Source organism: Pseudonocardia sp. Ae717_Ps2 (assembly GCF_001932475.1).
Lineage (GTDB): Bacteria > Actinomycetota > Actinomycetes > Mycobacteriales > Pseudonocardiaceae > Pseudonocardia.
In genome coordinates, this window is record NZ_MCIS01000001.1 from 376,773 (window position 1) to 402,263 (window position 25,491).

At 73.8% G+C, this 25,491-nt stretch carries 29 protein-coding genes and 1 tRNA gene; 16 read left to right on the plus strand and 14 right to left on the minus strand.

Features of this window, described 5'->3' with window-relative positions; all coding sequences use genetic code 11:
- The first annotated feature begins 200 nt into the window (after positions 1 to 200).
- The 7 genes from Ae717Ps2_RS01895 (at position 201) to Ae717Ps2_RS01925 (ending at position 4,813) form a co-directional block, all read left to right on the plus strand.
- Positions 201 to 389: a hypothetical protein gene (locus tag Ae717Ps2_RS01895; RefSeq protein WP_075332950.1), complete on the plus strand. Its 189-nt coding sequence runs from the start codon at positions 201 to 203 to the stop codon at positions 387 to 389.
- Positions 386 to 595 carry a hypothetical protein gene (locus tag Ae717Ps2_RS01900; protein ID WP_075332951.1) on the plus strand — a complete coding sequence of 70 codons (210 nt, stop codon included), beginning with the start codon at positions 386 to 388 and terminating at the stop codon, positions 593 to 595. Before Ae717Ps2_RS01895 ends, Ae717Ps2_RS01900 begins: the two co-directional genes overlap by 4 nt.
- Complete coding sequence (locus Ae717Ps2_RS01905; RefSeq protein WP_198932125.1) at positions 592 to 960, plus strand: RRQRL motif-containing zinc-binding protein; 369 nt, start codon at positions 592 to 594, stop codon at positions 958 to 960. Before Ae717Ps2_RS01900 ends, Ae717Ps2_RS01905 begins: the two co-directional genes overlap by 4 nt.
- Positions 957 to 1,910: a bifunctional DNA primase/polymerase gene (locus Ae717Ps2_RS01910; RefSeq protein WP_170917029.1), complete on the plus strand. Its 954-nt coding sequence runs from the start codon at positions 957 to 959 to the stop codon at positions 1,908 to 1,910. Before Ae717Ps2_RS01905 ends, Ae717Ps2_RS01910 begins: the two co-directional genes overlap by 4 nt.
- Positions 1,907 to 3,076 carry an AAA family ATPase gene (locus tag Ae717Ps2_RS01915; protein ID WP_075332952.1) on the plus strand — a complete coding sequence of 390 codons (1,170 nt, stop codon included), beginning with the start codon at positions 1,907 to 1,909 and terminating at the stop codon, positions 3,074 to 3,076. The genes Ae717Ps2_RS01910 and Ae717Ps2_RS01915 overlap by 4 nt, the downstream gene beginning before the upstream one ends.
- 154 nt (positions 3,077 to 3,230) lie before the next feature.
- The gene (locus tag Ae717Ps2_RS01920) at positions 3,231 to 3,428 is read left to right on the plus strand and encodes an AlpA family transcriptional regulator (protein ID WP_075332953.1); all 198 of its coding nucleotides are present in this window, start codon (positions 3,231 to 3,233) and stop codon (positions 3,426 to 3,428) included.
- Positions 3,428 to 4,813, plus strand: coding sequence for a tyrosine-type recombinase/integrase (locus Ae717Ps2_RS01925; RefSeq protein WP_075332954.1), 1,386 nt, complete (start codon positions 3,428 to 3,430; stop codon positions 4,811 to 4,813). The genes Ae717Ps2_RS01920 and Ae717Ps2_RS01925 overlap by 1 nt, the downstream gene beginning before the upstream one ends.
- Positions 4,814 to 4,925: 112 nt before the next feature.
- Here the strand turns inward: Ae717Ps2_RS01925 and Ae717Ps2_RS01930 are convergent.
- Positions 4,926 to 4,998, minus strand: a tRNA-Arg gene (locus Ae717Ps2_RS01930).
- A gap of 419 nt (positions 4,999 to 5,417) precedes the next feature.
- On the opposite strand from Ae717Ps2_RS01930, the gene Ae717Ps2_RS01935 reads away from it, so the two are divergent.
- Positions 5,418 to 6,710, plus strand: coding sequence for an MFS transporter (locus Ae717Ps2_RS01935; RefSeq protein ID WP_233147411.1), 1,293 nt, complete (start codon positions 5,418 to 5,420; stop codon positions 6,708 to 6,710).
- A gap of 4 nt (positions 6,711 to 6,714) precedes the next feature.
- Here Ae717Ps2_RS01935 and Ae717Ps2_RS01940 read toward each other — a convergent pair whose 3' ends face one another.
- The gene (locus tag Ae717Ps2_RS01940; RefSeq protein ID WP_020627238.1) at positions 6,715 to 7,281 is read right to left on the minus strand and encodes a TetR/AcrR family transcriptional regulator; all 567 of its coding nucleotides are present in this window, start codon (positions 7,279 to 7,281) and stop codon (positions 6,715 to 6,717) included.
- Positions 7,282 to 7,395: 114 nt separating this feature from the next.
- Between Ae717Ps2_RS01940 and Ae717Ps2_RS01945 the strand changes: the two genes are divergently transcribed.
- Positions 7,396 to 8,559, plus strand: coding sequence for a YbfB/YjiJ family MFS transporter (locus Ae717Ps2_RS01945; protein ID WP_075308448.1), 1,164 nt, complete (start codon positions 7,396 to 7,398; stop codon positions 8,557 to 8,559).
- Positions 8,560 to 8,615: 56 nt separating this feature from the next.
- Here Ae717Ps2_RS01945 and Ae717Ps2_RS37200 read toward each other — a convergent pair whose 3' ends face one another.
- The 5 genes from Ae717Ps2_RS37200 to Ae717Ps2_RS01965 all read right to left on the minus strand — a co-directional run bounded on the left by Ae717Ps2_RS37200 (position 8,616) and on the right by Ae717Ps2_RS01965 (position 12,218).
- A complete protein-coding gene (locus Ae717Ps2_RS37200) occupies positions 8,616 to 8,762 on the minus strand; it encodes a hypothetical protein (RefSeq protein WP_020623819.1) in 147 nt (48 codons plus the stop codon).
- Positions 8,763 to 8,871: 109 nt separating this feature from the next.
- On the minus strand, positions 8,872 to 9,420 hold the full coding sequence (locus Ae717Ps2_RS01950; protein ID WP_075308446.1) for a TetR/AcrR family transcriptional regulator: 549 nt from the start codon (positions 9,418 to 9,420) through the stop codon (positions 8,872 to 8,874).
- A gap of 25 nt (positions 9,421 to 9,445) precedes the next feature.
- Entirely contained in the window at positions 9,446 to 10,540 is a 1,095-nt protein-coding gene (locus Ae717Ps2_RS01955) for an SDR family oxidoreductase (RefSeq protein WP_075332956.1), read from the minus strand.
- A gap of 152 nt (positions 10,541 to 10,692) precedes the next feature.
- Positions 10,693 to 11,499, minus strand: coding sequence for a polyphosphate kinase 2 (gene ppk2, locus Ae717Ps2_RS01960; protein WP_075308442.1), 807 nt, complete (start codon positions 11,497 to 11,499; stop codon positions 10,693 to 10,695).
- Positions 11,500 to 11,531: 32 nt separating this feature from the next.
- Positions 11,532 to 12,218 carry an SGNH/GDSL hydrolase family protein gene (locus Ae717Ps2_RS01965; RefSeq protein ID WP_075308440.1) on the minus strand — a complete coding sequence of 229 codons (687 nt, stop codon included), beginning with the start codon at positions 12,216 to 12,218 and terminating at the stop codon, positions 11,532 to 11,534.
- Between the two features lie 73 nt (positions 12,219 to 12,291).
- Here Ae717Ps2_RS01965 and Ae717Ps2_RS01970 point away from each other — a divergent pair, with 73 nt between their 5' ends.
- From Ae717Ps2_RS01970 to Ae717Ps2_RS01990, 5 genes are all read left to right on the plus strand, one after another.
- Positions 12,292 to 13,149, plus strand: a complete 858-nt coding sequence (locus Ae717Ps2_RS01970) for an NAD(P)-dependent oxidoreductase (RefSeq protein WP_043278231.1) — start codon at positions 12,292 to 12,294, stop codon at positions 13,147 to 13,149.
- A 77-nt stretch (positions 13,150 to 13,226) separates the two neighbouring features.
- Positions 13,227 to 13,922 (plus strand): response regulator transcription factor, encoded by a 696-nt coding sequence (locus Ae717Ps2_RS01975; protein ID WP_075308438.1) that lies wholly within the window; start codon positions 13,227 to 13,229, stop codon positions 13,920 to 13,922.
- Positions 13,919 to 15,376, plus strand: a complete 1,458-nt coding sequence (locus tag Ae717Ps2_RS01980; protein WP_075332957.1) for a cell wall metabolism sensor histidine kinase WalK — start codon at positions 13,919 to 13,921, stop codon at positions 15,374 to 15,376. Before Ae717Ps2_RS01975 ends, Ae717Ps2_RS01980 begins: the two co-directional genes overlap by 4 nt.
- Before the next feature lie 58 nt (positions 15,377 to 15,434).
- Positions 15,435 to 17,222 (plus strand): trypsin-like peptidase domain-containing protein, encoded by a 1,788-nt coding sequence (locus Ae717Ps2_RS38770; protein WP_075332958.1) that lies wholly within the window; start codon positions 15,435 to 15,437, stop codon positions 17,220 to 17,222.
- A gap of 223 nt (positions 17,223 to 17,445) precedes the next feature.
- Positions 17,446 to 17,937, plus strand: a complete 492-nt coding sequence (locus Ae717Ps2_RS01990; RefSeq protein WP_369804864.1) for a molybdenum cofactor biosynthesis protein B — start codon at positions 17,446 to 17,448, stop codon at positions 17,935 to 17,937.
- A gap of 69 nt (positions 17,938 to 18,006) precedes the next feature.
- Here the strand turns inward: Ae717Ps2_RS01990 and Ae717Ps2_RS01995 are convergent, their stop codons facing one another.
- Entirely contained in the window at positions 18,007 to 18,426 is a 420-nt protein-coding gene (locus Ae717Ps2_RS01995) for an antitoxin (protein ID WP_075332959.1), read from the minus strand.
- A gap of 167 nt (positions 18,427 to 18,593) precedes the next feature.
- Here Ae717Ps2_RS01995 and Ae717Ps2_RS38045 point away from each other — a divergent pair, with 167 nt between their 5' ends.
- On the plus strand, positions 18,594 to 18,761 hold the full coding sequence (locus Ae717Ps2_RS38045; protein ID WP_020625817.1) for a hypothetical protein: 168 nt from the start codon (positions 18,594 to 18,596) through the stop codon (positions 18,759 to 18,761).
- Between the two features lie 18 nt (positions 18,762 to 18,779).
- Here Ae717Ps2_RS38045 and Ae717Ps2_RS02000 read toward each other — a convergent pair whose 3' ends face one another.
- Genes Ae717Ps2_RS02000 through Ae717Ps2_RS02010 form a run of 3 tightly spaced genes read right to left on the minus strand, consistent with a single transcriptional unit; the run spans position 18,780 to position 21,938 of the window.
- Entirely contained in the window at positions 18,780 to 20,141 is a 1,362-nt protein-coding gene (locus tag Ae717Ps2_RS02000) for a DNA-binding protein (RefSeq protein ID WP_075332960.1), read from the minus strand.
- Positions 20,141 to 21,445, minus strand: a complete 1,305-nt coding sequence (locus tag Ae717Ps2_RS02005; protein ID WP_075332961.1) for an acyl-CoA dehydrogenase family protein — start codon at positions 21,443 to 21,445, stop codon at positions 20,141 to 20,143. Before Ae717Ps2_RS02005 ends, Ae717Ps2_RS02000 begins: the two co-directional genes overlap by 1 nt.
- Positions 21,446 to 21,467: 22 nt before the next feature.
- On the minus strand, positions 21,468 to 21,938 hold the full coding sequence (locus tag Ae717Ps2_RS02010; RefSeq protein WP_075308425.1) for an Rrf2 family transcriptional regulator: 471 nt from the start codon (positions 21,936 to 21,938) through the stop codon (positions 21,468 to 21,470).
- Positions 21,939 to 22,251: 313 nt separating this feature from the next.
- Here Ae717Ps2_RS02010 and Ae717Ps2_RS02015 point away from each other — a divergent pair, with 313 nt between their 5' ends.
- Positions 22,252 to 23,562, plus strand: coding sequence for an acyl-CoA dehydrogenase family protein (locus Ae717Ps2_RS02015; RefSeq protein ID WP_020627356.1), 1,311 nt, complete (start codon positions 22,252 to 22,254; stop codon positions 23,560 to 23,562).
- A 62-nt stretch (positions 23,563 to 23,624) separates the two neighbouring features.
- On the opposite strand, the gene Ae717Ps2_RS02020 is transcribed toward Ae717Ps2_RS02015, so the two are convergent.
- The 3 genes from Ae717Ps2_RS02020 to Ae717Ps2_RS02030 all read right to left on the minus strand — a co-directional run bounded on the left by Ae717Ps2_RS02020 (position 23,625) and on the right by Ae717Ps2_RS02030 (position 25,484).
- Entirely contained in the window at positions 23,625 to 24,275 is a 651-nt protein-coding gene (locus Ae717Ps2_RS02020) for an SAF domain-containing protein (protein WP_075308423.1), read from the minus strand.
- Between the two features lie 100 nt (positions 24,276 to 24,375).
- On the minus strand, positions 24,376 to 24,729 hold the full coding sequence (locus Ae717Ps2_RS02025; RefSeq protein WP_075308421.1) for an FmdB family zinc ribbon protein: 354 nt from the start codon (positions 24,727 to 24,729) through the stop codon (positions 24,376 to 24,378).
- A 107-nt stretch (positions 24,730 to 24,836) separates the two neighbouring features.
- The gene (locus Ae717Ps2_RS02030) at positions 24,837 to 25,484 is read right to left on the minus strand and encodes a 5-formyltetrahydrofolate cyclo-ligase (protein WP_083695547.1); all 648 of its coding nucleotides are present in this window, start codon (positions 25,482 to 25,484) and stop codon (positions 24,837 to 24,839) included.
- Between the last annotated feature and the right edge of the window lie 7 nt (positions 25,485 to 25,491).

A 25,491-nucleotide genomic window follows, 5' to 3' on the forward strand; every position in this document is an offset into this window, starting at 1 on the left:
GGGACACGGACCGGGTTAACCCGGCTAACTCGATAACTCGTCGCAGGTCAGCAGGTCAGAGCTGCATCGTCGGGCAGGAGTGAAAAACCTAACCCGCCGGGCGCCACCTCACCCACCGACCTCACTACCCGATCAGCACCCCGACACCGAGCCATCGGGCCGGTGCCGCGACCCCCTCCATGCCGAGAACAGGAGCACCCATGTCGACGCACAGTAACCGAGGCAACGGGCAGGGCCCGCCCACCACGAGCGAGGTCGTCGCCCTGCTGCGCCGCCTCGACGAGATCAAGGCCGCCGGGCACGACCCCGCCGAGCGGACCCGGTGGCTCGCCGACAAGGCCGACCTGATCGCCCGTATCGAGACCGCCAAGGCGAAGGGGGAGCTGTGAAGTTCCGCGCCCGTAAGACGTTCCAGTTCGGCCCGTTGCGAGCCACGGTCAACCAGTCCGGCCGCTGGTCGTTTGCCATCAAGATCGGCCCGGTCACCCACAACCTGACCCGGCGGACGACCTCGATCGACACCCCCGGCCCCGGCGGGTTCCACCACCAACACGGTCGTGGCCGCCGCCGTCGCCGCGCCGGTGATCAGCAGTGAGCGGGGTGCTGACCGAGCGGTGGGGCTGGCAACCCACCGCCCGCATGCACGAGGGGCTGCCGACGTGGCGGTGGCGTTCCGCCCCGCCCGGGCTGGTCACCCGCCGGCAGATGCGGGCCGCCGGCCGCGCCCCGGCCGGGGCCGTCCCGGTGGGGCGGATCGAGTGCCGGCGCGGTCGGCGGTGGGCGCTGCTGTGGGACCCCGCCGACCTCGGCCCGAAACGGGTTCCGACCCCGGCACAGCGAGCCGCGCTCGCCCGAGCCTTGGCCGCCCGCCGGTGGTGCCCGGTCTGTCGGCGCGACGTCGGCTACTGCATCCCGCGCTCGCTGGGGTGCTGCGTCGACTGCCATGAGGTGGAGCGGTGAACGCCGGGCGGGGTGAGCTGTGCTTGGTGGCGCTCGCGCTGGCTGAGCGGGGGTGGCCGGTGTTCCCGTTGCGTCCGGGCAGCAAGCGCCCGGCCCTGCACGGGCTCACGAGCTGCCGCGGTGTCGGGCCGTGCGCCGACGGGCACCGGGGGTGGGAGCAGCGGGCGACGACCGATCCGGGCCGGATCCGGGCGGCGTGGACGGCGGGTGCGTTCAACGTCGGCGTGCCGACCGGGCGGGCCGGGCTGGTGGTGGTCGACCTCGACACCTGCGACGACGGCGAGAACGCGCCGCCTGAGTGGGCCGTGCGCGGCGTCGTTGACGGCGCCGGGGTGCTGTCCGCGCTGCTCGCCGAGTGGGGCCGGAGGCTCCCGGCGACCTACGGGGTCGCCACGCCCTCGGGCGGCCGGCACCTGTACTTCCGGGCGCCGACCGGGGTCGAGCTGCGCAACACCGCCGGCGACACCGGCCGCGGCCTGGGTTGGAAGATCGACACCCGAGCCCACGGTGGCTACGTCGTCGCGGCCGGTTCACGGGTCCCGGCCGGGCTCTACGAGGCCAGGGGCGAGGCGGAACCGGCCGAGCTGCCGGGGTGGCTGGCCGACCGGCTTACCCCGCCACCACCCCCGGCTGTTCCAGCGGGTCCGATCCGGACCGGGGCGGGCCGCCGTGACCGCTATCTCGACGTCGCACTACGGGCTGAAACAGCACGGGTGACCGGGGCGCCGAAGTCCCAGCGCAACGCGTCGTTGTACGTGGCGGCGGTCGCGCTCGGCCAGCTCGTTGCCGGCGGGGCGCTCCCGGAGAGCGAGGCGTGGTCGACGCTGCGCAGCGCGTGCGCAGGGCATGTCGCGCTCGGCGCCTACAGCGCCGCTCAGGCCGACAAGACGATCACCTCGGGCCTGCGGGCCGGGGCGAAGCGACCCCGACGGATCGAGGACGCCGCATGAACTCCCCACCATCCCCAGCCCCACACACCAGCAGCCCCGCGAACGGGCCGCAGGCGGCGACTCAGGGCCCGCTGAGTGCCCCGCACAGCCCGGCCGACCGGCCCGGGTTCCCGCCGCTCGGGGCGGTGTCGGCGCCGCCACACACGGCCTGGACCGCACAGGAGTTGATGGGCATGGAGTTCCCGACCCCGCGATGGGCTGTGCCCGGGGTGATCTGCGAGGGCGTGACGCTGCTGGCCGGCCCGCCCAAGGTCGGCAAGTCCTGGATGAGCCTGGGTCTGGCGCTCGACATCGCCGCGGGGCGTCCGGCGTTCGGCCGCATCACCACCGAGCCCGGTTCGGTGCTCTACCTCGCGTTGGAGGACACCCCGCGCCGGTTGAAGTCGCGGATGGAGATCGCCCTCGGAGACCGGCCCGCACCGGCCGGGTTGACGTTGTCGATCGCCTGCCCACCGATGCCCTCCGGCGGGGATGTCCAGGTCGCCGAGTGGCTGGAATCCCACCCCGACGCCCGGCTGGTCGTGATCGACGTGTTCGCCAAGGTCCGCGGCACCCCCGCACCCGGGGTGTCGGCCTACGACGCCGACTACGCCGCGATGGCCCGGATCAAGCGCGTCGCCGACCACTACGGCGTGGCCGTGGTGCTGGTCCACCACGTCCGCAAGGCCGCCGCCGAGGACTTCCTGGCCACCGTGTCAGGAACCAACGGCCTCGCCGGCGCCGCCGACGCCGTCCTGGTCCTCGAACGCGCCCGCGCCCAAGCCGACGGGGTCCTGCACGTCACCGGCCGCGACGTCGACGAAACCGACTACCCACTCGCGTTCGACCCGGGCGCGGGCGCGTGGTCGCTGCTCGACGGCAACGCCGCTGACTACCAGATGCGCGACACCCGCTCCCTGGTCATCCGCTACCTGCGCGACTACCCCGGCCGCCGTCCGAAGGAGATCGCCGAAGCGCTGCGCCTCGACGCCGGGACCGTGCGCCAGACCTGCCGCCGGATGCAGAACGACGGCCAGCTCCGAGCCAACGCTGGCGGGGCCTACTGGGCCGCCGACAGCCCCGGGTCCGGTGACACGAGCGACAGCAGTGACATACACGCGACGGAACCGGTGTCACTGCTGTCACTGCGTCACTCCGACCCGGCTGACCTCGGAGAACACCAGTGACCCGGCCAACCAGGCACGGTGACACCCGGGCTCCACCATCACGGTCTCACCACTGTCACTGCGTCACTTCATGCGCTCTGACCTGCATCAACCGCTGTGACACCCCGAGTGACACCACGACCCCGGTGTCACTCCCGCCCCGGATGGAGACCCCATGAGCCGGCCGGCCGCCCGCCTCACCGTCACCGACCTCTGCGCTGAACTCGGCATCTCCCGGTCCACCTTCTACGACTGGCGCGCCAAGGGCCGCGCCCCCCGCTGCATCAAGCTCCCCAACGGCGAGATCCGCATCCGCCGCACCGACTTCGACGACTGGATCACCAGCCTCGAAGAACCGGAGGTCGCCGCCTGATGAACACCACCTACGACGTTCGTATATGGAAGATCAGCACGTACGAGGGCAAGCGTGGAACGACCTACATGGTGCGCTGGCAGATTGCGGGCCGCCGGAAGAAGGAGACGTTCAAGACGAGGGCGCTCGCGGACAGCTACCGCTCCGATCTGGTGAGCGCAGCCCGCCGCGGTGAGGCGTTCGATACCGGCACCGGCCTACCGATCTCCGCCGTCAAGCCCACCCAGGCGGTCAACTGGCTGGATTTTGCCTGTGACTACATCGATATGAAGTGGCCGGCCGCCGCGGCTACCTACCGGCGAGGCCTATCCGAGGCGCTGACGGCCGTAACTGTGGCGATGCTCGATGGCGAGCGGAACCGTCCGACGTCGGCAGCTCTGAGACGGGCCCTGCACCGATGGGCGTTCAACACCGCGCGACGTGGAGGCCCCAGTCAGTCGGCAGAAGTCGTGGAAGCTCTGGCGTGGGCCCGGCGGCACAGCCTGCCGGTCAGTGCACTTACTGATCCGGGGGTCCTCCGGTCGGTCCTGAATACGATCAGTACAAGGCTCGACGGGAAGCCTGCGGCCGCGACGGTGGTCAACCAACGTCGCCGGGTGCTCTACAACGCTGCGGAGTACGCGGTCGAACGGGGGCACCTCTCGGCGAACCCGCTCGTGGGATTGAAGTGGAAGGCCCCTAAGCCATCGGGGGCGGTCGACCGGCGGACTGTGGTGAACCCGATCCAGGCACGGACGCTGCTCGCTGCGGTGCGGGAGACGAGGCGCAGCGGGCCTCGTCTGGTGGCGTTCTTCGGGCTCATGTATTTCGCCGCGCTGCGGCCGGAGGAGGCAGTCAACGTGCGCGCCGTCAACCTGACGCTGCCCAACGGGAACGGGTGGGGTGAGATCCACCTACAAGAAGCGACGCCGCACGCCGGGACCGAGTGGACCGACGACGGGGAGCAACGGGACCGGCGGCAGTTGAAGGGCCGTGCCCGTGGCGAGCACCGTGCTGTTCCAGCGTCTCCCGAACTCGTAGAGCTGCTGAAACAGCATGTGGCGGAGTTCGGGCTAGGAGAAGACGGCAGGCTGTTTCCTGGGGGGCGGGTGGTCGAGCTGCCGAAGATCACCTATATACGAGCCTGGAAGGTCGCGCGGTCCATCGCCTTCACTCCCGAGGTCGTCGCGTCCCCACTCGCCGCGACGCCGTACTCACTGCGACACGCGTGCGTGTCGACCTGGCTCAACGCTGGCGTCCCGGCGACGCAGGTCGCGGAGTGGGCGGGCCACTCGGTCGAGGTGCTGTTGAAGGTCTACGCGAAGTGCATCGAGGGACAGGACTACGAGGCGCGCCGCCGCGTCCTACTGGCTCTGGGCTCTGATCGGTCGAGCTACGCGACGTAGGCACGTATTAGGCACAGAGACCCGCTCACAGCCGCTGACGGCCGGTACGAGTCGGACAGAACAAGATCAGCCCCTCACCGGGTTCTGCCTGGTGAGGGGCTGATTCTGTGGGTGCCCCCGGCAGGATTCGAACCTGCGGCACCCGCTTTAGGAGAGCGGTGCTCTATCCCCTGAGCTACGAGGGCGCGAGTGCAGGTTACCCGGAAGCCCCGGGCTCCACCTCGCCGCCGTCATCGCCCGGGACGGCGCCGGGGTGAGAACGCCGAACCGGAGCGGAGACCCCGTTTCCTTCGGGGGGGCGCGGAATCGCGGCGGCGCCCATTCGTGATATCGGCCACTACGACATCGGAAGGCTCCTGCGAGCGTGCGGCGACAGCGATTCGCTCGCAGCTCGTGCGCCCGTTCATGGGACGCTGACCAGCGGATTCGTGCGCAGTCGACGCGCCGGGCCGCTGTCGCCGAAAAGTCGCAGATCGCGTTGTCCGGCTGATGCTCCGCGCCGGCAACTGCTCCGTGGGGGCGATGGGGAAATCGTTCTAGGGTCCCCGCAGTCGACAGGGGAGGGTCAGTGCGATCGCTGTTCCGGAACACGCGGTTCCGTCGGTTGTTCACGGCCCAGGTCGTCGCGCTGGTCGGGACCGGGCTCACGACGGTCGCGCTCGGGCTCCTCGCCTACGACCTCGCCGGCGAGCGGGCCGCTCTCGTCCTGGGATCGGCGCTGACGATCAAGATGGCGGCCTACGTCGTCGTGGGGCCGGTGGTCGGCGCGGTCGCCGACCGGGCCCCGCGGCGGATGCTGATGGTCGGTGCGGATGTCGTCCGCGCTGCGGTCGTGCTCGTCCTGCCCTGGGTGAGCGAGATCTGGCAGGTGTTCGCCCTGGTCGGGGTGCTGCAGGTCGCCTCGGCGACGTTCACGCCGGTGTTCCAGTCGGTCATCCCCGACGTCGTGCCCGACGAGCAGGACTATGCCGGAGCACTGTCGGCCGCACAGCTCGCGAGTAGCGCGGAGACGGTGCTGAGTCCGTTGCTGGCCGCGGCGGCGGTCGCGGTGACGAGCTACTCGACGTTGTTCGTCGGCACCTGCGCCGGGTTCGTCCTCTCCGCGGTCCTCGTGGCGTCGACGGTCGTCCCGCCGGTTGCGGGTCGTGCCCAGGGTGACTTCGCGACCCGGCTGCTGCTCGGGGTCCGGCTGTTCCGGGCGGTCCCGCAGCTGCGGGGGCTGCTGGCGCTGAACGTCGTCGTCGCCGCGGTCGGGGTGGTGTCGCTCGTGACGACGGTGAACGTCGTCCGCGACCTGCTCGGGGGCACCGAGGCCGACGTCGGGCTGCTGCTCGCGGTGTCCGGCGCGGGGACGGCCGCGGCGGCGCTGACCTCCCCGTGGCTCGCCCGACGGCTGCCGGTCCGGACGGTGATGCTGGCCGGCGCGACGCTCTCCTGCCTGGCGGCCGGGGCGACCCTGCTGCTGGCGGCAACGCCGTCGTGGACGACCGCGACGCTCGCGTGGGCGCTGATCGGCTTCGGCCCGGGGTGGATCATGGTCAACACCGGTCGCCTGCTGCGCACCTCGGCGGGGCCCGGTCAGCGGCCAGCCCTGTTCAGCGCGCAGTTCTCGCTCTCGCACGCCTGCTGGTTGGTCACCTACCCGCTCACCGGCTGGCTGGCGGTCTCGGCCGGCTGGACGGTGACCTGGTCGGTTCTCGCCGCGCTCGCCGTCGTCGCGCTCGGGGTGGCGGTGACGGTCTGGCCGACGGCCGGCGCCGATCTCGTCCGGCACCGTCACGACCACGACGCCGATCGCGCCCATGTCGTCACCGCGCGCCGGTCGGTGCACGGCTGGACGCACGCGCACCGGCTCGTCGTCGACGACCAGCACCCGCACGGACCCGTCCCGGTGTGACCGTTCAGGCCGCCGGGAGCAGACCGTCGGCCACCTCCCGGGCCGCGCGGATCGGCCCCGGCCCGCGCTCGACCACCGCCGTCGCGACCGCGCCCTCCAGGAGGATCATCAGGGTCCCGGCGAGCGCGGCCGGTTCAGCCGTGCCCAGCCGCTCGACCTGGGCCTGCAGGTAGCTGCGCAGCGCGGTCTTGTGGTGCCGGACGACCTCGCGGGCCGGGTGGTCGAGCCGCGGCAGCTCCGAGGCCGCGTTGAGGAACGCGCAGCCGCGGAAGTCCTCCCGGGACTGCCAGGTCTCGTAGGCGTCGAAGACGGCGAGGATCCGGTCCCGCGGCGACGCGTGGTCGGCGGTGATCCGGTCGATGTCGGACTGCCATCGGCGGTCGCGGTCCCGCAGGTAGGCGACGACGAGCCGGTCCTTCGAGCCGAAGTTCGTGTACAGCGCCGTCTTGGTGACGCCCGCCTCCGCGGCGACGGTGTCCACCCCGACCGCGTTGATGCCGTCCCGGTAGAAGAGCCGGGACGCGGCGTCGAGCACCTTGGCCCCGGCGTCGCCACGCCGTGTGCGTGCCATGCGGCCCCCTCGGACAACCGAACGGTCTGTTCTATTCGCCGATCCTACCAGCGGCGACCGCTGCATCGGGCAGTTCGAGTTGCAAACAAACAGACAGGTCTGTTCACTAGCGGCATGACGGCGACCTGCGAACGCTCCGCGCCCACGACCGACCGGCCCTGGTGGACGATCGCGCTGCTCGGCGCGGGGGTGATCGCGCTCTGCTACGGCGTCGCTCGCTACGCCTACGGGCTGTTCGTGCCTCGCTTCACCGAGACGTTCGGCCTGACCCCGGCCGCGGTCGGCGTGCTCGGCGGGCTCTCCACGGCCGGCTACGTCCTCGGGCTGCTCGCCGCTCCGGCGCTGTCGGCGCGGTCGGCGCGCGGTGCCACGGTCGCGGCCGCCGTCTCCGCGACGGTGGGACTGCTGCTCATGGCCCTCGCCCCGGGAGTGGTGGTGTTCGCTGTCGCGATCGTGGTGGCGGGAGCTGGGGCCGGCATCGCCACCCCGGGGGTGGCGCAGCTCGTCGTCGAGACGGTCGGTGTCGCCGCGCGCACCCGGGCGCAGTCCTGGGCGAACACCGGCACCGGGGCGGGGCTCGCGCTGACCGCGTTCACGCCGCTGCTGCCGGGGGACTGGCGGGCCGTCTGGCTCGGGTTCGGCCTGGTCGCGGTCGTCGTCACCGTTGCCGCCGCATGGCTGCTGCCGCGGGGCGTTCCCGAGGCGGCGCCCACGGAGCGGGGGCGCGGCCGGGTGCTCCCGCTGCTGGTCGTCGCCGGGTTGCTGGGGGTGGTCAGCGCGCCGTACTGGACCTTCTCGACCGCGCGGCTCGACGAGGTCGGGGCCGGGCCGGTCCTCGGCACCGTCGCGTGGTGTGCGATCGGTGTGGTCGGCGTGCTCGGCGGCGCGGTGGGACGGGCGGCGCAGCGGCACGGCCTGCGGGCGGTCGGGCTCGTCGTCTGGACCCTGTTCTCGGCCGGGATCGCCCTGCTCGCCCTGCCGGAGCCGGGCCTTCTCGGCGCGGTCGTCTCGGCGGGCCTGTTCGGCGCGGGCTACATCGGGCTGACCGGGCTGTGCATCCTGTGGGCCGCCCACATCGTCCCGGGTGCTCCCGCACGTGCGGTGACCTGGGCGTGCCTCGCCCTGGGTGTCGGTCAGACGGTGGGCTCGCCGCTGGCCGGGGCCCTGGCCGGCCGGATCGGGACGGCGGGGACGCTCGCCGTCGCTGCCGCGCTGGGGCTGCTGGCCTGGGCGCAGCTGCACCCGCGGCTGGCGCCGCCGGACGCGTACCGGGCCTGAACGACGACGTCCCCCGGTGCGGACGTGCCGCACCGGGGGACGGGATCAGGCCGGGATCAGCGACGGCTCGGGGTGCGGCCGTGTGTGACGGCGTTCCAGGTGTCGATGCCCACCCAGATCTCGCGGAGCACGTTCCCGGTGCGCTGGGCGGCGTCCCGCAGGGTCTCGGGCCAGGACGGCGTCGGGGTCTCGTGGGTGGTCATCGGCTACCTCCTCGTAGTGGTCGACTCGGAAGCTGGTCTGTCCGATTCGCACCACGAGAGTAGCGAATGAGACTCCGATGTCTCAAGGGTTACGATCGTGTGTCACGCCTCATCCGCTCGGCGCAGCGGTCTCCACGACCCCGGCCAGCAGGGTCCGCTCGGTGACCCCGACGATCTCCTGCCGGGCGAGCCTGCCGTCGTGGGCGGCGAGCACCGACCGGGTCAGCAGGGCGTAGAGCGCCTCGGTCATCCACGTCGCGGACAGGGTCACGCAGAAGACCCCGCTCCGCTGGCCGCGCTGGAACAGCTCGACGAGCAGGGTGTCCATCTCGGCGTAGCGGGCCAGGACCTCGTCGCTGGACTGGATGCGCTCGGCGAGCACCCACAGGTCCACCGAGGGCAACAGGCCGACGATGACCCGGCGCACCGCCTCGATCGGGTCGCCCTCGTCGGTCCGGGCCTCCCGGATCGCGGTGATCCCGCGCTCCACGCCCATCTCGCTGAGCTCCTCGAGGAGCGCCTCCCGGCCGTCGACGAGCCGGTGCAGGGTCGCCCGGCTGATGCCGGCGCCGGTCGCGATCTCCGACATCGACGCGGCCGGGTTCTGCACGAGCACGGTCGCGGCCGCGAGGAGCACGTCGTTCCGCTCGATGGCCACGCCGGAGACGGTAGACCTCCGTGCGTCAGACCATCGCAGCCGTTCCGACCTGCGGATTCTCCCGGAAGAAGCGGACCATCGCGTCGACGTGCTCCTCGAAGGGCGGGCAGTGCACGCCCAGCGGGCCCAGCATCGCGGTTGTCGCGTCGGTGTCGTAGTGCGACGGGTGGGTCAGGTACTCCAGCGTGCTGGAGGGGACCTTGAACAGCCGTCCGACGCCGGGCACGTGGTCGATGGAGAACGCGGCGAGCCCGACCGGCATCGGCACCACGCGCAGGTGCTTGCCGAGCCGGTCGGCGAACACCTCGCACATCTCGGTCACCGTCGGCGGGGCCGGCTGGGCCAGCGCGAACGTCCGGTTCACCGCCGGACCGTGCCCGGCCAGCGCGGCGATCCCGTCGACGACGTAGTCCGAGGGCACCAGGTTGAACCGGGTCCGCGCCGCCGCCCGGGGGAGCGGGACGAACGCGGTCCGGCCCTGCCGGGCCATCAGCTGCAGCAGGTAGTACGGGCCGTCGAACTTCTGCGTCGCCCCGGTGACCGAGTCCCCGACGACGACCGACGGCCGGTAGATCGACACCGGCAGGCCGGCGTCGCGGGCCTTGACCACGACGCGCTCGGCCTCGTGCTTGGTGTGGTCGTAGTGGTTGGCGAAGGGCTGGCCGAGCTCCAGGTCGGTCTCGGAGAAGATGCCGTCGTAGCGGCCCGAGACGTAGCAGGTCGACACGTACTGCAGCCGGACCAGCTCCGACGCGGCCTCGGCGAACCGCACGACGTGCCGGGTGCCCTCGACGTTCACCGACCACGCGATGTCCGCCGGCACCGAGAGGTCGTAGACCGCGGCCAGGTGGAAGATCTCCAGCGGCCCACCGAGCAGGCGCTCCCGGTCGGCCTGCTCCAGCCCCAGCCCGTCGACGGTGATGTCCCCGACGACGAGGTCGGTGCGCCCGGCGATCTCCGGCGCCTCGCGCTCGATCCGCGCCAGGGTCGTGCGGGCCTGGCCCAGGAACTTGGCCTGCACCAGGGCGACCGCGCGCGAGTCCGGCGCGCGGCGCAGTGTCCGCGGCAGCAGGGCCGACCCGAGGAAACCGGGGAACCCGGTGAACAGCACGACACTCATCCCGGCACCGCCCTTCCGCGCGGCGTCCGTGCCGCGCCGTCGCTCCGCGGGACGGTATCCGGTACCGCCCGTACCAACCGGGTGACTGTGACCGACATCAGCCGACCGGGGCAGCCGACCGGGATATGCCCGCCGGGATCGGCCGTCCGGGATCAGTCGGCCCGGATCAGCGACGCGGCGTGGTCGGGCACGTCGCGCTGCACCTCGCGCGGCGGACGCTCGTAGCCCGTCGACGGCACCCGGTCCGGCAGGGTCAGCACCCGTCGCTCCACCGGCTCCCAGGGGATCGAGCCCAGCAGGTGGTGGATCATGTTGATCCGCGCGTTGCGCTTCTCCTCGGCCTCGACGATCCACCACGGCGCGTGGTCGGTGTCGGTGTGGATCAGCATGTCGTCGCGGGCGCGGGAGTAGTCGTCCCACCGGGTCATGGACTCGAGGTCCATCGGCGAGAGCTTCCACTGCTTGAGCGGGTTCTCCAGTCGCTCCGCGAACCGCCGCGCCTGCTCCTTTGCGCTGACCGAGAACCAGTACTTGCGCAGGTGGATGCCGTCCTCGACGAGCATGTTCTCGAACACCGGCGCCTGGCGCAGGAAGCGGCGGTACTCGGCCTCGGTGCAGAACCCCATCACCCGCTCGACGCCGGCGCGGTTGTACCAGGACCGGTCCATCAGCACGATCTCGCCCGCCGCGGGCAGCTGCTCGACGTAGCGCTGGAAGTACCACTGCCCCTTCTGCCGCTCGGTCGGAGCGGGCAGCGCGACGATCCGCGCGAACCGCGGGTTGAGGTACTGGGTGACGCGCTGGATCGCACCGCCCTTGCCGGCGGCGTCGCGCCCCTCGAAGACCACGACGACCCGTGCGCCCGAGGCCCGGACCCACTCCTGCATCTGCAGCAGCTCGCCCTGCAGGCGGAGGAGCTCGGCGTCGTAGATCTTGCGCGGCAGTTTCCTGGTCGCCATCGGGACACCCAACCAGATCGATGCACCCGTCCCTAGCGACCCGCCCGGCGCAGCGCCTCGGAGAACACCTCGGCGATGGCGGCGTAGCCACGGTCGTTGGGATGGAACCGGTCGGAGGCCAGCTTGCCGCGCCAGTGCCGGGTCCGCGGATCCCGCAGCTCGGCCAGAACGAGCCCACGGTGCCGCACGGCGTCGTCGATCAGGCCGTTGACCTGCAGTGCGGCCGCGAACGTTCCCGGTTGGTTCCCGATGACGGTGCCCGGGGGAAGCCGGTCGACCAGCGCCGCGTACCGGTGCCCGACGCCGTCCTGGTGCCGTGGCTGCATCAGGTCGTTGGACCCGACCAGGCACAGCAGCAGCTCGGGGTGCAGTCCCTCGGCGACGGGGAGCTGGGCGTCGAGGACGTCGTCGACGCGGGCGCCGTACTGGGACAGGTTCACCAGCCGCCACCCGGGCAGCCGCCCGATCAGCTGCCCGGCCCACCCGCGCTCGGGGTGCGAGGCGCCGATGCCCTGGGCCATCGAGTCGCCGAGGACGACGCAGAGCGGGCCGGTCCGGGACAGCTCGGTGCGGTTGCGTTCCTCCCAGTGCGCCGCGTACGGCTCGATCTGCTGCTGCACGCGGCGGATCCCGGGCACGAACCGGGAGACCGCGGTGATGATCCGGCCCGGCGGGCGCCCGGTCCGGTTGGAGAAGACGGGCTCACCCGTGTCGGCCACGGCCCCAGTGAAGCAGGTTCCGCGGCGACGGTGACCCCGGCGGGACCACCGTCGCGGATCTACCGTGGACGCCATGACGACCGTCGCACTGCTGGGGACCGGGATCATGGGCGCCGGGATGGGGCACAACATCCTCGCTGCCGGGCTGGACCTGCGGGTCTGGAACCGGACCGCGGCCAAGGCGCAGCCGCTCGCCGACGCGGGCGCGGCCCTGCACACCGACCCGGCCGACGCCGTCCGCGGCGCCGACGTCGTCGTGACGATGCTGGGGAACGCCGACGACGTGACCGCCGTCCTGGAGCAGGCCGCCGACGGTCTCGCGCCGGGCCAGGTGTGGCTGCAGACCACCACCGTCGGCGTCGAGCCGTTCGACGGGCTCCGCGCGATCGCTGCGCGCCACGGCCTGACCCTGCTCGACGCGCCGGTGCTCGGCACCCGCGCGCCCGCCGAGGCCGGGCAGCTGACCGTGTTCGTCGCCGGCGACCCCGCGGCGCGCCCGGTCGTCGACCCGGTGCTCGACGCCGTCGGCCGGCAGACCGTCTGGGTGGCCGAGGACTGCGGGTCCGCGCAGGCGAGCCGGCTCAAGCTCGTCGCCAACAGCTGGGTGCTGGCGATCACCGCCGCGACCGGGGAGTCCGTCGCGCTCGCCCAGGGGCTCGGGGTGGACCCGCAGGCCTTCCTCGACGCCGTCGCCGGCGGCCCGCTGGACCTGCCCTACCTGCAGAACAAGGCGAGGGCGATCCTCGACGACGACTTCACCCCCAGCTTCACGGTGGACAACGCGGCCAAGGACGCGGGGCTGATCGTCGCCGCGGCCCAGGCCTCGGGCACCCGGCTCGACGTCGCGCCCGCGGTGCGGGACCGGCTGCTGCGGGCGTCGGAGCGCGGCCACGGCGGCGAGGACATGGCCGCCGCCTACAAGGCGTCCTGACCGCCGGGCCCTGATCACCATCCGCCGATCAGGGCCTGCTCAGGTTCCTCTCAGAGCCGTCGGCGAGACTGGCGCCCATGCGCATTCTGGTCGTCGACGACGACAAGGCGGTCCGGGACTCGCTGCGTCGTTCGCTGGCCTTCAACGGCTACCAGGTCGACCTCGCCGAGGACGGCCAGGTCGCGCTGGACAAGATGCTCACCGACCGGCCCGACGCGCTCGTCCTGGACGTGATGATGCCGCGCGTCGACGGTCTGGAGGTGTGCCGGCGGCTGCGCAGTGCCGGTGACGCGCTCCCGATCCTCGTGCTGACCGCCCGCGACGCGGTGTCCGACCGGGTCGCCGGGCTCGACGCCGGCGCCGACGACTACCTGCCCAAGCCGTTCGCGCTGGAGGAGCTGCTGGCCCGGCTGCGCGCGCTGCTGCGCCGCCGCACCCCCGACACCGACGACGACGCCGGCACCAGCCCCGCGCTCACCTTCGGCGACCTGTCGCTGGACCCCGACACCCGTGAGGTGACCCGCGGCGGACGGTCGATCAGCCTCACCCGCACCGAGTTCTCCCTGCTGGAGCTGCTGCTCGCGCACCCGCGCCGGGTGCTGACCCGCGCCCAGATCCTCGAGCAGGTGTGGGGGTACGACTTCCCGACCAGCGGCAACGCCCTGGAGGTCTACGTCGGCTACCTGCGCCGCAAGACCGAGGCCGAGGGCGAGCCGCGGCTGATCCACACGGTGCGCGGCGTCGGCTACGTCCTGCGGGACACCCCGCCGTGACCCAGCCGCTCCCGCTCGACGAGGAGCGGGCCGAGCGCTGGTGGCGCCGCGGGCCCGCGGCCGAGCCGGACCGCGAGCGGTTCACGCTGCGCGCCCGGATCGGGGTGCTGGCCGCACTCGTCGCCGCCGCGATGGTGCTGCTCGTGTCCGCCGCCGCGTTTCTCGTGGTGCGCCAGAACCTCACCAGCTCGCTGGACGAGACGCTGTGCCAGCGTGCCTACGCCGCCGCGCAGAGCGACCTGATCGACCCGCGGCTGCTCGCGGCGCTCCCGCCCGACGTGCTCGGCGCCGCCGACCTGCACATCGCGCTCGTCTACTCCTCCGGCATTGCGACCTCGGCCGACGAGTCGTCGCGGCCGCCGCTGGGGGAGCCGGAGGTCGCCGTCGCCCAGGGCGGGCCGACCCAACCGGGGCGCACCGCCGATCTGGACGGCGTGCCGTACCGGATCGTCGCCGTCCGGGCCGGGGACGGTCGTGCGCTGGTGCTGGCCCAGCGGCTCGACACGATGACCCGGGTGGTGACCCGGATGGGCACCGCGCTGCCGATCGTCGGGCTCGGCGGTGTCGTGCTGGCCGCGCTCGCCGGGGTCGCGGTCGCCCGGACCGGGCTGCGGCCGGTGCTGCGGCTCACCGCGGCGACCGAACGCGTCGCCAAGACCGGTGACCTGCGCCCGATCCCGGTCTCCGGGTCCGACGAGCTGGCCCGGCTCACCCAGTCGTTCAACACGATGCTCGGCGCGCTGGCCGCGTCGCGGGAACAGCAGCGCCGGCTCGTCGCCGACGCCGGGCACGAGCTGCGCACCCCGCTGACCTCGCTGCGCACCAACCTGGAGCTGCTCGCCTCCGCCGACCGGCCGGACACCCCCGACCTGCCGGCCCAGGACCGCACCGAGCTGCTCGACGACGTCCGCGCCCAGGTCGAGGAGCTGTCCCACCTCGTCGGGGACCTCGTCGAGCTCGCCCGCGACGACGCCCCGACCATGACGAGCGAGGCACTGGAGCTCACCGAGATCGTCGACCGCGCCCTGGACCGGGTGAAGCGACGGGCGGGGGAGGTCGAGTTCGAGGTCCACCGGACCCCGTGGATCCTCGACGGCGACGCCAGCGCGCTCGAACGTGCCGTCCTCAACCTGCTCGACAACGCCGTGAAGTGGAGCCCGCCCGGCGGCACCGTGCGGCTGTCGATGGTGCCGATCTCACCGGAGTGGCTGGTCATCGAGGTCGCCGACGAGGGCGACGGGATCGCCGCCGAGGACCTGCCGCACGTGTTCGACCGCTTCTACCGGGCCGACACCTCGCGCACCATGCCCGGCTCCGGGCTGGGGCTGTCCATCGTCGCGCAGGCGGCGGCGCGGCACGGGGGAGAGGTGCGGGCCGGGCGCGCCCCGGAGGGCGGCGCGCTGCTCTCGATGGCCCTGCCGGGCCGGTACGTGGCGGAGCCGGACAGCCCATAACCTGGTGCGACACCCCGTGACGGGGTGGTGCTCCTGTGAGACGACGGACGGTGGACGCATGACCCAGGACAACCCGCCCGACGAGCCGACCCGCACCGGAGCGGGGACGTCCGGCGGGGACTCCGGGGACGGATCCGGCCGCGACGGCAGGGCCCCCGCCCCCGCGGGACCGGCGGGGCCCTCCGGCGACACCGACACCGAGCAGGACCGACCGCGGCCCTCCTCGTCCGGGGCCCCCGGTGACGGATCTGCGTCGGACGGGTCCGCCGACGGCCCGGCCACCGGCTCACCGGGCGCTGCCGGGGAGGGTGCCGACGCGGGCCCGGCCGGTGACATCGCCGCGGCCGGTCCGGGTGAGGAGTCCGCGACGGCACCTGCGGCCGCCGACGGCGGCGCGTCCACCGGCTCCGGCGCGACCGCCGCGTCGACGGCCGGCGCGACCGGTGTCTCCGGGACGGCCCCCGCGTCACCCGGCACCCCGGCCGACGAGGACGCCGGCCCCCAGCCCGACCACGGCCCCGACACCGAGGCCGTCTCCACCCAGGACCCGCCCACCGACCGCTGGGCCGTGCCCGCCAACCCGTGGGCCCGCCCCGGCTCCACCGCCGCCGACGCGCCCGCCGCGGGCTCCGGAGGTGCCGCGCCCGACGCGGACACCCGGGACAGCCCGACGGACACGACGCCGGTGCCGGCGGACGGCACCCGGGAGCTCCCGGCGCACCCGGACGCGACCGGCACACCCGCCCCCGGCGGGCCCACCCCGCCCCCGTGGGCGGTCGGCGCCCCACCCGCCCCGCCGCGTCCGCCCGGCCGCGGACGCCGGGGAGTCGTCCTGGTCGCGGCCGGGCTGCTCATCGCGCTGGTCGCGGGTGCCCTCGGCGGGCTGGTCGGCGCGCGCATCGCGGGCGGGTCCGGGGGTGCGGCACCGGCCGGATCGATCGAGGCCGTCGCCGAGAAGGTGCTGCCCGCCGTCGTCCAGATCAGGGTCGACGGCGGTGCGGGCAACGTCGGTGACCGCGGCGAGGGCTCCGGCATGATCGTCGGCAACGACGGCCTGATCCTCACCAACAACCACGTCGTCGCCCCGGCGTCGCAGGGCGGGACGCTGCGCGTGGTCCTGCAGGACGGCCGCTCCGCCATCGGGTCGATCGTCGGGCAGGACCCGCAGTCCGACATCGCGCTCGTGCGCACCGACCTGCCGGGCCTGAAGACGGTCGAGCTCGGCGACTCCGACCGCGTCCGGGTCGGTCAGCAGGTCACCGCGTTCGGGTCGCCGCTCGGGCTCGGCGGTTCGGTCACCACCGGCATCGTCTCGGCCGTCGACCGGGCCGTCGGCATCCCCGCCGAGTCCGGTGCGCCGGGGGCCAGCGACACGGTGCTGAACGCGATCCAGACCGACGCCGCCATCAACCCCGGCAACTCCGGGGGCCCGCTGGTGGACGCCGACGGCCGGGTCGTCGGCATCAACTCCGCGATCGCGACGGCCGGGCCGGGCGGTGGCTCGATCGGCGTCGGCTTCTCGATCCCGATCAACCAGGCCCGCCGCATCGCCGACCAGCTGCGTTCCGGAGGCAAGGCCACGCACGCCGTGCTCGGCGTGACCGTCGGCAACGACCCGCAGCTGCGCGGCGCGGTGATCCAGGAGGTCACCCCGGACGGCGCGGCCGCGAAGGCCGGGCTGCGGTTGCAGGAGATCGTCGCCCGGCTGGGTGACCAACGGGTCACCACCGGCACGGACCTGCAGGCCGCGGTGCGGTCGCAGCCGCCGGGCAGCGTCGTCCAGCTGGAGGTCCTCGACGCGGGCGGGGCGACCCGGACCGTCGAGGTGACGCTGGGCGAGCAGTGACGGCCCGCCCGGGTGGACGTCGTCCGACCGGACGGGGCCGTGCGGGTGGTGCGAACGGCAGGTCGTTGACGGGTGAAGAACCGTCGTGATGGGGTGGTTCGGCATTCGGTGGTGCCCCATCGAATGCGCCCGGAGTGTCGTGCCGGTGCCGGTCCCCCCTCCCGGCACCGGCACGGCCTCCCCCGGCGTGGCCCCGGGCCGGCGCTAGGGTGACGGCATGGAGATGTCGGGTCCGCAGATCGGCCGTGCTCTCGTGGTGATCGTCGACGACCGGGTCAGCGCGGGTGAGCGGTCCGACGGCACCGGTCCGCTGGTCACCGAGCTGCTGGAGGAGGCCAACTTCCTCGTCGACGGCGTGGTCTCGGCCCCCGGCGACGTGGTGGCCATCCGCAGCGCGCTGAACACCGCCGTGATCGGCGGCGTCGACCTGGTCGTGACCGTCGGCGGAACGGGCGTGTCCCCCCGCGACGTCACCCCGGACGCCACCACCGGTGTGCTCGACCGGCCGGTGCCGGGCATCGCCGAGGCCATCCGCGCCTCCGGTCTCGCCGCCGGAGCGGTCGACGCCGGAGTGTCCCGTGGCGTCGTCGGCGTCTCGGGCAGCACGCTGGTGGTCAACCTGGCCGCGTCCCGCGCGGCCGTCCGCGACGGCATGGCCACACTGACCCCGCTCGTCCCGCACGTCATCTCGGAGCTGTCCGGCCTCGACGACTGACCCGGTCACACGGCCGGTCCCACGACGGGAACGGGCCCCGGCGGATGCCGGGGCCCGTTCGTCGTGTGGTCAGCTCGCCGGGGGCACCGGCGGGACGCCGCCGTCGTCCTTGCGCTCCGGCGGGACCGGCGGCACGGCCGGCGGCTGCTGCGACGCGGCCGGGTTGCCCTGCGGCTTCAACGCGTCACCGCCGGGCGGGGCGGGCGGCACCGGCGGGACGGCGTCGCCGTGCGTGCCGGCGCCGGGAGCGGCCGGGTCGTGGTGCCCGAGCGCGCCCTCGACCTTGCCCTTCACCCCGTCGATCTGCTCCGAGTACTTGCCGCCCGTGGCCTGGTCGACCTTCTCCGCGGCCTTCCCGACGAGCGGGCCCGCCTTCTCCTTGGCCTTCTCCAGGTGCGGGCCCGCCTGCTCCAATGCCTTGTCCAGGTGCGGCTTCGCCTTCTCGATCGCGTTCTCGGCAGCCTCGCGTGCCTTGTCCAGGAACCCCATGAGCGGTCCACCTCTCCTGTCGCCGCCCGGGGACCCCGGGCGGATGCGTACGGCTGCCTCCATGGTGGCACCCGGACGCGTCGTCGTGGGGCCCCGCGAGCCCGGCACGGCACGGTGACGCGGGATCGGTGTCCACCCGCGCCGCCCGCGCACGGCACCATGGAGCCATGAGCGAGCCCGCGGACCGGATGCGCCGACGGATCGAGGAGATCTTCGGCGACGACCCCTCGACCACCGCCGACGAGCGGGCCGACTACGGCGCCGCCGACGAGCGCGACTCCGCGGACCCCGACCGCTGGTTCACCGAGAACCGCCCCCCGCACCACGGCGGCTGACCCGCCGGGCCCGGCGGGTCAGAGACCGAGCGCGGCCCGCACCGCCGGGACGGCGCGGCGCGACACCGGGATCCGTTCGGCACCGGCCCGGTCGGTGGCCACCGTCATGCCGTCCGGTCCGCGGTGCACGCTCCGGATCCGCGCGGCGTTCACCAGGTGTCCACGGTGCACCCGGAGGAACCCGGCGGGCTCCAGCTCGCGGGCCAACCGGTCGATCCCGCGGTGCGCCGCCCGCAGCACGCCGACGTCGGTGACCAGCCAGACGTCGTGGCCGTCGGCGCGGGCGTGCCGGACGTCGTCGCAGGCCAGCAGGTGCAGCCGCCCACCCCGCCCGACCGCGGCGACCCGGTCCGGCGTGTCCCCGGCGGGAGTGGGAGCCGGGACCGGCAGCACGTCGTCGGTGCCCGCCCCGGCGCCGTCGGCGACGGCGACGGCGAGGAAGCCGACCGGACCCGCGTCACCGGGCACCGGGCGCAGCCGGAACACCAGCGGGTCAGCGCCGCCGGCGCCGCCGGCGCCGCCCGTGTCACCCGCGGCGCCGACGACGACCGTCCCCGACCAGGTGTCGCCCCCGCAGGCCCGGACCAGCGCAGGTGCGACGGCCCGGCCGAGCGCCCGGCCACCGTCGGAGCGGGGGAGCAGGCCCCGCCTGCGGGCCGCCGAGTTCGCCGCGACGACCCGGCCGCCGCCGTCGAGCGCGAGCAGCGGTCGCCGTTCGCGCCGGTCCAGGTCGACGAAGGCACCCGCCAGCACGGCGCTGGAGCGGGCCGCGGCGTCGCACAGCACACGGAGCGCGGGGCCGGTGGCGAGGAGCAGGTCGTCGGGGCGGACCGGCAGGCAGTGACCCCGGGTGGAGACGGTCAGCGCCGCCACCGCCGTGCCGAGCACCGGGTCGCACACCGCCGTCGACACACAGCTGTGGTCGTGCAGTGCCGAGCTCCAGTGCTCCGGCCCCCGCACGCAGACCGCCCGCGGGTGGGCGAGCGCCGTCCCGGCACCGTTGGTCCCGGCCCGCGCCTCGGCCCAGACGCTGCCCGGGGCCGGGGCGCACTCGCCCGAACCGCGTGCCGCCCACGAGGCCAGCACCCGGCCGTCGCCGTCGGTGACCGCGGCGACGCACCCGTCGTACCTGCCGGCGATCCCCGCCGCGACGGCGCCGAGCATCGTGAACACCGAGGCGTGCTCCCGGCGGTAGACCACGTCGTCCCGCACGGGGGCCTGCACCGGCGCCAGCGGGTCGAGCCGGTGGCGGTCCCGGCAGCGCAGCCAGGACAGCGCGATCGACAACGGCACGTCCGCGGGCACCTCGTCGCCCGCCGCGAAGCGCTCCCACGCGTCCCGGGTGCGGGTGAAGGCCGATGAGCCGTCCCGGTCGGGCATCAGCGCACCCCCGGAACGGTGCCGATGCCCTCCATGGATCGGGTGAAGGGGAGCGGGTCGCCGTCGGCGAAGACGTCGGGGTCGTAGCCGGGGTCGGCCATGACGCCCCAGGTGCGACGGCGCTGCATGGCCAGGTTGCCGGCGTCGTAGAGGGGGAAGACGGCGGCCTCGCGGTAGAAGCGCTCCATCGGGAACCGGCGGTCCAGGACGTTCACCCCGACCACCCGCATGCAGTCGTTCACCACCTGGCTGACGAGCTCGGTGCAGAACGTCTTCGACATCCCGGCGAGCGCCTGGCCCTGCCCGTCGTGCCGGTCCAGGTAGTGCGCGGCCTTCCAGCACAGGTAGCGGGCCGCCTCGATCCGCGCCGCGACGTCGGCGAGCAGGTTCCCGACCGCCTGGTGCTCGATCACCGGCGCCGAGCCGCCGCCGGTGAAGGTCCGCGCCCACTTGAGCGTGAACTCGAAGGCGGCCCGAGCGACGCCGACCGCGGCGATCCCGGCGATCGGGCCCGACCAGGTGAAGGCCCGGTTGATGAGCAGGTCCCCGTCGCCGTGGGCGAAGACGTTCTCCTCGGGGACACGGACGCCGCGGAAGGTCATCGTCACGTTCTGGCAGGTGCGGTGGGCCATCTTGTCGATCACCTCGAACGACAGCCCCGGCGTGCCCCGCTCGACGACGACGGCGCTCAGCGCCGAGGTCCCGCCCGCGGTGCGGTCGGTCCGCACGATGCAGACGCTCAGGTCGGCGCCCCGCAGGTCCCAGCCGCCCGCGTTGCACGGCCAGTGCTTCTCCCCCTGCAGGACGTACTCGCCGCGGGCGCGGTCGTGGGTGGCGACGAGCTGGATGCCGGCCCGCCGGTCGGGGTGGTCGAAGTTCGCGGTCCCGCCCCGCTCGCTCACCGCCCACCCGGCCAGGAAGCGGCCGGTGGGGTCACCGGTGGCGCGCCGGATCCACCGGTCGCGCAGCTCCTCGGGGGCGGCCCAGAGCAGCGGCTTCAGGGCGAGGCCGTTGACCAGCAGGGTCGTCGCGAAGCCGGGGTCGACCGCGCACAGCTCCTCGACCGCGATCAGGAAGTCCACCTGGGACAGCCCGCCGCCGCCGAGCTCACGGGGCAGGAACAGCGTGGTCAGCCCCGCGGCGTAGGCGGCCTCGTAGGCGGGTCGGGTCGCCCGGAACGCCTCCTGCGGGTCGGGCAGCGACTCGGCCCGCTCGACGACCGGGCGCAGCACCTCCCGGGCGAACTCACGAGCCCGGCGCTTCAGGTCGCGTTGGGAACGGGAGAGCGTGAAGTCGACGGCCATCGGTCACCTCCTGCGGCTCCGGTCACCGGGGGGAGCCGGGTCCGTGGCCGCGGAAGCCGGTCCCGGTGAGCTCGAGGGCTCCGCGCAGCCCGATGTCGTTGTCCGCGATGTCATCGAGGGTCGCGGCGTCGAGCACCGCGAAGTAGGCGTCCAGCGCGTCGGAGAAGACGTTCCGGGCCCCGCACACCCCCGCGATCCGGCAGTAGCGCGCCGGCCCCAGGCACTCGACGACGGCGAAGTCGCTCTCCATCGCCCGCATCACCGCCCCGACCGTGATCGACGACGGCCGCGCGGCCAGTCGCACACCGCCGCCCCGCCCGCGGGAGGTCGCGACGAGCCCGGCGGCGGCGAGCCGCTGGACGACCTTCTCCAGGTGGTGGCGGGAGACGCGGTGGGCGTCGGCCATCTCGCCGACCGAGCCCCGCCCGCCCGGGGCGACCCGGAGGTACATGAGGACACGGAGGGCGTAGTCGGCGTGGCTGGTGTGTTTCACGGGCGCGTGTGCTCCTCGTCGCCGGGGATGAAAGCAGTATTCGATCTACCGGTTACCGCTGTGTTTCCCCAGGTGAAGCTCGTGTGGCGGCCCTCGGACCGGTGCCGTCGACGCCGCCGTGGCACTCCCGGGCGTTGCACGAGGGTGTCGCGACACCGCACGTGACCGGGGTGGCGCCGCTCGTGACACGGACCTTCCGTCGACGGTGCCGCGGGCCCGATGGTCGGCGGCCACCGAGCCAGTTCCGAACCGGTACGCCGGGTACCGGTTCCGGCTCGGTGCCGTCCCCGATCCCGATGCGAAGGGAAGCGCCATGCCTGTCGACTTCACCTTGTCCGACGAGCAGCGCAAGCTGCAGCACGACGTCCGTGCGTTCTCCGAGAACGTCCTTCAGCCGGTCGTCGCGGCGGCGGACGCCGAGCCCGACCCGCTCGAGGGCTTCCGGATGACCAAGGGCGCCTACGTCGAGGCGTACAAGGCGGGCATCGCCATGTGCATGCTGCCCGCCGAGTACGGCGGCGGAGGGGTCTCCTGCGTCGACCTGGTCATCGCCGCCGAGGAGATCTGCGCGGTCGACCCCGGCTTCGCCTGCACCGTGCTCTGCAACGGCCTCGGCCTCATGCCCATCGCCTGGTACGGCAGCGACGAGCAGAAGGAACGCATCCTGCGGGCCGCCACCTCCGACCCGACCGGCACCTACCTGGGCGGGTGGACCGCGAGCGAGCCGCCCGGCAACCCGGCCGGCACCGCGAACTTCGACATCCCGCTGCCGCGCCCGGCCGGCGTCGGACTCACCGCCGTCCGCGACGGCGACCACTTCGTCGTCAACGGGCGCAAGTACTGGCCGTCCTCGGCGGGGTGGGACGAAACCGGCGTGAACGCCGGGACCCTCATCGTCCGGACCGACTCCGAGGCGGGTGGCACCGAGGGACTGTCCGCGCTGATCCTGGAGGGCGGCACGCCGGGCGTCACCTTCCGCCACCTCGACAAGATCGGTCACCGGCTCGCGTCGAACGCCGAGATCGTGTTCACCGACGCCCGGATCCCGGTGGAGAACCTCCTCCCCGGCGCCGAGGGCAACGGCGACCTCGTGATCAACCGGAACTTCGCCTGGTCCGGGCCGGTGGCGGCGATCGCGGCGGTGGGCATGGCCCGCACCGCCTACGAGACTGCCCTGGACTTCGCCCGCAACAACACCGCGGGCGCCCTGAAGCCGATCATCGAGTTCCAGAACGTCGGCTACGTGCTCGGCGACGTCGCGTCGAAGATCGAGATGGCGCGCTACTTCTGCTGGCGGGCCGCCGACTACCTGGACAAGCACGACCAGCACGCCGAGCTGGTCGGCGCGATGAACAAGATCCAGGTGACCGAGATGATGATCGACTGCGTGTACAAGTGCATGCAGATCGTCGGCGTCAACAGCCTGGAGACCGCCAACGGCTTCGGCAAGCTGCTGCGCGAGGTCGCGGTGCTCCCGATCTACGACGGCGGCAACATGGGCATGCAGCGCCGCCGCGTCCACGGCATCCTCGCCGACCCGCTGTTCAACCCCCGGGCGATCATGGACGACGACATGGTCGTCTTCGGCAAGCAGCACGAGTCGATCGGCACGATCGCCGGCTGACCGACCGGGTGCCCGGCCGCGTGCCGGGCACCCGACGCCGGCGGCCCGCGGTGCCGCCGCGGTCATCGCAGGGTCACCGTGACCTCGCCGGTCAGCGTCGCCGCCGCCACCGCGGTCGCCTCCGCCTCGGGCAGCGCGACCAGCACCAGCGGCCCCGGGTCCGCCCGCGCTCCGGCCGCCCCTGCGGCGGGCGGCAGCACCGCCACCACCCCGGCCCGGGCGGCCAGCACACGCGCGCCGTCCGGGCCGCCCGCCACGACGTCCACCCGGGAGCCGGGGGACAACAGCGCGGCCACCGCCGGGTCGGCCGGGCGCAGCGGCACCGCCGAGGCGCCCGGCCCTCCGGTGACGACGGCGAGCGCGGACCCGACCAGCCGCAGCTCACCGATCGGCTCGCCCGCGGCCACCGGTCCGGCGAGCAGCCGCCCGGCCACGGCGGCGGGCGCGGTCAGCGCACCGGCGGGGGCGAGGGCGGGCGGCCAGGCGGCCACGACCACGTCGCCCGGGCCCAGCGCCGTGCCGGGGGCGAGGTCGCGCGCCGCGACCAGCACCGGGACCCGCTCGTCACCCGCGGCGGGGAGCAGCGCCACCACCACGGCCGCGACCGTGAGGGCAGCGGCCAGCACGCGGCGGGCCAGCAACGCCCGTGACCAGGAGGGCCGCCGCAGCAACCGCTCCCACGGGCGGTCCGCCCGCTGTGTCTCCTCCGCCATGACCGTCCCTCCGCCGTCGTGGTTCCGACGCTAGGGCGGGACGCGGCTCAGAACGGGCCGATCCACCGGCCTGTGGACAACTCGGCCGGTTGTGGACGGATCAGGAGGCGGCGGCCTTCGAGGACGAGGCGCTGGACGACGTCGAGGACGACGAGCCGGCCGAGTCCGAGGAGGACGAGGAGCCCGACGAACCCGACGAGGAGGAGTCCGAGGACGAGCTCGACGAGGAGCTGTCGGACTTCGTCGACTCGGAGGAGGACCCGCTGCTGACCGAACCCGAACGGGAGTCGGTGCGGTAGAAGCCGCTGCCCTTGAAGACGATGCCCACCGAGGAGAAGACCTTGCGCAGCTTCCCGCCGCAGTTCGGGCAGGTGCTGAGGGCATCGTCGGAGAACGACTGCACCGCCTCGAAGCGGTGGTCACACGCGGTGCATGCGTACTGGTAGGTCGGCACAACATCCTCCGGACGAACTGGGGCGGTGCCCGCCCATGGGCTGGCACTCGACGAGAGCGAGTGCCAGCATACTCCGCGGCGACGGGCGGGCCGACCCGTCCACACGGTCAGGGCGAGAGATGCACCACCCCGTCACCGGGCAGGACGACCGCTCCCACCGCCACGTCGTGGTCCTCGGCCGGGACCTCGTCGTGCAGCTCGCCGTCGTACAGCGGGACGACCAGCAGGGCGCCGGGCGCGGCGAGCACGAGCGTCCGGTCGTAGAAGCCGCCGCCGCGGCCCAGTCGTCGTCCGCGCCGGTCGACGGCCAGCGCGGGCACCACGACCAGGCCCGCCGTCGCGAGCGCGGCGGGTCCGAGCCGGGGACCGGTCGGTTCGACGACCCCGAGCGGCCCGGGCGCCAGGTCGTCCGGGCCCCGGTAGACGGTCCAGTCCAGCGGCCCCGGCTCGTCCGGCACCACCGGGGCGAGGACCTCGTGGCCGGCGGCGACCAGGGCGTCGGGCAGTGACGGCACCCCCGATCCCGCACCGCCGGGTTCGGTGCCGATCGGCAGGTAGCAGGCCACCGGGCCGGGCGTCGCGGCGGCGAGCGCGCACAGGTGCACCGACAGCGCGGCGGTCGCCGCCGCCCGGTCGGTGACCGGGCGCCCGCGACGCTCCGCCAGCAGCAGCCGCCGCAGTGCCCGCTTGGCCTCACCGGGTCGTCCACCCTGATCAGGCGACGATCCACCCCCGTCCCCCGCGCGAGCCGTCACGGCTCCA

Excerpts from the sequence above, each read along its gene's own strand:
- Ae717Ps2_RS01895 (WP_075332950.1), top strand. The coding sequence starts at position 201 with ATGTCGACGCACAGTAACCGAGGCAACGGGCAGGGCCCGCCCACCACG.
- Ae717Ps2_RS01915 (WP_075332952.1), top strand. The coding sequence starts at position 1,907 with ATGAACTCCCCACCATCCCCAGCCCCACACACCAGCAGCCCCGCGAAC.
- Ae717Ps2_RS01920 (WP_075332953.1), top strand. The coding sequence starts at position 3,231 with ATGAGCCGGCCGGCCGCCCGCCTCACCGTCACCGACCTCTGCGCTGAA.
- Ae717Ps2_RS01925 (WP_075332954.1), top strand. The coding sequence starts at position 3,428 with ATGAACACCACCTACGACGTTCGTATATGGAAGATCAGCACGTACGAG.
- Ae717Ps2_RS01940 (WP_020627238.1), bottom strand. The coding sequence starts at position 7,281 with ATGGCACGCACACGGCGTGGCGACGCCGGGGCCAAGGTGCTCGACGCC.
- Ae717Ps2_RS01945 (WP_075308448.1), top strand. The coding sequence starts at position 7,396 with ATGACGGCGACCTGCGAACGCTCCGCGCCCACGACCGACCGGCCCTGG.
- Ae717Ps2_RS37200 (WP_020623819.1), bottom strand. The coding sequence starts at position 8,762 with ATGACCACCCACGAGACCCCGACGCCGTCCTGGCCCGAGACCCTGCGG.
- Ae717Ps2_RS01955 (WP_075332956.1), bottom strand. The coding sequence starts at position 10,540 with ATGAGTGTCGTGCTGTTCACCGGGTTCCCCGGTTTCCTCGGGTCGGCC.
- ppk2 (WP_075308442.1), bottom strand. The coding sequence starts at position 11,499 with ATGGCGACCAGGAAACTGCCGCGCAAGATCTACGACGCCGAGCTCCTC.
- Ae717Ps2_RS01970 (WP_043278231.1), top strand. The coding sequence starts at position 12,292 with ATGACGACCGTCGCACTGCTGGGGACCGGGATCATGGGCGCCGGGATG.
- Ae717Ps2_RS01975 (WP_075308438.1), top strand. The coding sequence starts at position 13,227 with ATGCGCATTCTGGTCGTCGACGACGACAAGGCGGTCCGGGACTCGCTG.
- Ae717Ps2_RS38770 (WP_075332958.1), top strand. The coding sequence starts at position 15,435 with ATGACCCAGGACAACCCGCCCGACGAGCCGACCCGCACCGGAGCGGGG.
- Ae717Ps2_RS01990 (WP_369804864.1), top strand. The coding sequence starts at position 17,446 with ATGTCGGGTCCGCAGATCGGCCGTGCTCTCGTGGTGATCGTCGACGAC.
- Ae717Ps2_RS01995 (WP_075332959.1), bottom strand. The coding sequence starts at position 18,426 with ATGGGGTTCCTGGACAAGGCACGCGAGGCTGCCGAGAACGCGATCGAG.
- Ae717Ps2_RS38045 (WP_020625817.1), top strand. The coding sequence starts at position 18,594 with ATGAGCGAGCCCGCGGACCGGATGCGCCGACGGATCGAGGAGATCTTC.
- Ae717Ps2_RS02000 (WP_075332960.1), bottom strand. The coding sequence starts at position 20,141 with ATGCCCGACCGGGACGGCTCATCGGCCTTCACCCGCACCCGGGACGCG.
- Ae717Ps2_RS02005 (WP_075332961.1), bottom strand. The coding sequence starts at position 21,445 with ATGGCCGTCGACTTCACGCTCTCCCGTTCCCAACGCGACCTGAAGCGC.
- Ae717Ps2_RS02015 (WP_020627356.1), top strand. The coding sequence starts at position 22,252 with ATGCCTGTCGACTTCACCTTGTCCGACGAGCAGCGCAAGCTGCAGCAC.
- Ae717Ps2_RS02020 (WP_075308423.1), bottom strand. The coding sequence starts at position 24,275 with ATGGCGGAGGAGACACAGCGGGCGGACCGCCCGTGGGAGCGGTTGCTG.